This window comes from Spirillospora sp. NPDC029432 (assembly GCF_040703975.1).
Classification (GTDB): domain Bacteria; phylum Actinomycetota; class Actinomycetes; order Streptosporangiales; family Streptosporangiaceae; genus Spirillospora.
In genome coordinates, this window is the sequence record NZ_JBEZWH010000150.1 from 1 (window position 1) to 2,539 (window position 2,539).

The window sequence follows — 2,539 nt, forward strand, 5'->3', positions numbered from 1 at the left end:
GGCGGCTCCTGGCCTCGAGCGCCACGCCGGCGACGAGCAGGCTCAGGCCCGCGGCGGCCATCGCGGCGCCCGCGAGGTTGGCGGCGCGCAGGCCCAGGCCGGCGGCGATGACCAGGCCGCCGAGCCAGGCACCGATGGAGTTGGCCAGGTTGGCGCCCGAGTGCAGCCCGGACGAGACCAGCGCGGGCGCGTCGCCGGCCTGCTCCAGCAGCCGGGTCTGCACCGCCGGGCCCAGCGCCAGGCTGAACAGCCCGATGGCGAACAGCAGCGGCACCGCCAGCCACGGCACCGGCACCGCGGCGGCCAGCGCGACGAGCGCGACGACCAGCCCGGCGAGGCAGGCCATCGTGGTGCGGGTGGCGTCGCGGTCGGCGAACCGGCCGCCCAGCAGCGACCCGGCGGTCATGCCGAGCCCGACGACCACCAGCAGCGGGGTGATCGCCCCGGCCGGCAGGCCGCCCTCCTGCGTCATCATCGGCGCGACGTAGCTGTAGCAGGCGAACAGCCCGCCGAAGCCCAGCACGATCACGCCCATCGACAGGAGGACCTGCGGGCGGCGCAGGACGCGCAGCTCGGTGCGCAACGACGGGGCCGCCTCCGCGGCGGCGGAGCGTGCGGGGACGAGCGCCAGCACGGCCGCGACGGCGACCGCGCCGATCGCGGCGACCAGCACGAACGTCCAGCGCCAGCCGAAGAGCTGGCCGACCAGCGTCCCGCCGGGGACGCCCACCACGTTCGCGACGGTCAGGCCGAGGAACATCATCGACACCGCGCGGCCGCGCCGGGCCGGTTCCACCAGGCTCGCCGCCACCACCGCGCCGACGCCGAAGAACGCGCCGTGCGGCAGCCCGCTGAGCAGCCGCGCCGCCATCAGCGTCAGGTAGCCGGGCGCCACCGCGGACAGGAGGTTGCCGGCCGTGAACAGCGCCATCAGCCCGGCCAGCACCCGGCGGCGCGGCAGCCGCATCGTGACCGCCGTCAGCAGCGGCGCGCCGACCACCACGCCGAGCGCGTACATCGAGATGAGGTGGCCGGCGCTCGGCACGCTCACGCGCAGGTCGGCGGCCACCTCCGGCAGCACGCCCATCATCACGAACTCGGTGGTGCCGATGCCGAAGCCGCCCAGGGCCAGGGCCAGCAGCGCGCGGCCGAGGGCGCCGTCCCCCGTCGCCTGCGTCGTCAAGATCCGTCTCTCCATTCCCGAACCGGGTCGCAGCGTGCGTCGTCGCAGCCCGCGCACGGGCACCCTGGAACGAACCGGCTGGTCCGGCCCCGTTATTCCGACTGTGTCCGGCGCCACGGTCGCCGCGCGGGACGGCGCCCGCGCCGCCGGGAGGTGTCCCGGGCGCTAACGTTGCCGGTCATGACACGAATCGCACGGTACGGCAGGCTGGTGGCCCATCCGGAGCGCGGTACGGAGCTCGCGGAGCTGCTGCTCGCGGCCGCCGCCGCCCTGGAGGACGACCCCGGCTGCGAGCTCTATCTGATCAACCGGCAGGCGGACGCGCCCGACACCGTCTGGGTGACCGAGCTGTGGCGCGACGGGGACGCGCTGCGGGCCGCCCAGGACGCGATCAAGGGCAGTCCCGAGACGGCGGCCGCCATGAAGCTCGTCGCGGCGGCGGAGATGATCGAGCTGGACCTGCTGGGCGGCAAGGGCCTGCCCCCGCACCCCGCCGCCTGACGGGGCGCCCGGCGGGCGTTTGCGGAGACTTCACCTTGCGGCACGTGTAGCGGGCGTCCCCGGGGTACGGGGTGCGCCATGTTGGGGAGTCTGGCTCGCGGGAGTGCCGCGCTGGCCCGCACGGTCGCGGCGGCGCCACTGCGCGCGACCGCCGGCGCGCTGGACGCCGTGCACGGCGTGGTCGCGGAGCTGGTTCCCGGAGGCCGGCGGACGTGGTCGTACGGCGGGCGGCTGCACGTCGAGCTGCGGCACGCGCACCTTCCCGGCGCCGAGAAGCGCGCCGGGGCGCTCGTGGACGCGGTGGAGGGGCATCCCGCGGTCGAGTGGGCGCGGGTGAACGCGCCGCTGGGCCGGCTGATCGTCGCCGTCCGGGAGGGGCCGCCGGACGAGGCGGCCGGCGAGCTGCTGCGCTGCGTCGAGGCCATCGACGTTCCCCCGGAGGAGCCGGAAGAGGACGAGGCGGGCGGCCGGGAGCTGCCGCCCGGGCTGACGCTGGGCGCCGACCTGCTGGGCCTGGCGATGACGGGCGTGGAGTGGGCCGCCCGCCGGGCGCCGCTGCCGGCCGAGGCGGCCGCGCTGCTGGGGTTCGTGGACGCGGTGCCGCGGCTGCACTCGGCGGTCGTGCGGGCCGTTCCCGGGGGCTTCGCGGAACGGTGGATGCCGGTCGCGGAGGCCGCCGTCCAGGCGCTGGCCCCGGGCGGTACGGGCCTGACCCTGGACGTCGCGCAGCGGGCGTGGCAGTGGCGCGAGCGTGCCGCGGCCGGGCGGCTGTGGGCGGGGGCCGAGGAGGAGCTGACCGGCCGTCCCGAGCGGGCCGCCGCGCCGCCCGTGCGGATGGAGCGGCCCTGCCCGCTG

Annotated in this window: 3 protein-coding genes; 2 read left to right on the forward strand and 1 reads right to left on the reverse strand. The window is 77.2% G+C overall.

Translation table 11 applies throughout. The features are described 5' to 3' along the window. A partial coding sequence (locus AB0881_RS41755; RefSeq protein WP_366626455.1) for an MFS transporter occupies window positions 1-1,183 on the reverse strand: 1,183 nt, incomplete at its 3' end. A gap of 180 nt (window positions 1,184-1,363) precedes the next feature. On the opposite strand from AB0881_RS41755, the gene AB0881_RS41760 reads away from it, so the two are divergent. Next, window positions 1,364-1,684 (forward strand): antibiotic biosynthesis monooxygenase, encoded by a 321-nt coding sequence (locus AB0881_RS41760; protein ID WP_366626456.1) that lies wholly within the window; start codon window positions 1,364-1,366, stop codon window positions 1,682-1,684. A gap of 78 nt (window positions 1,685-1,762) precedes the next feature. After that, on the forward strand, window positions 1,763-2,539 hold a 777-nt coding region (locus AB0881_RS41765; RefSeq protein WP_366626457.1), incomplete at its 3' end, for a hypothetical protein.

What these genes read in the sequence shown, in the direction of transcription:
- AB0881_RS41760 (WP_366626456.1), top strand. Translation starts at nt 1,364, where the DNA reads ATGACACGAATCGCACGGTACGGCAGGCTGGTGGCCCATCCGGAGCGC.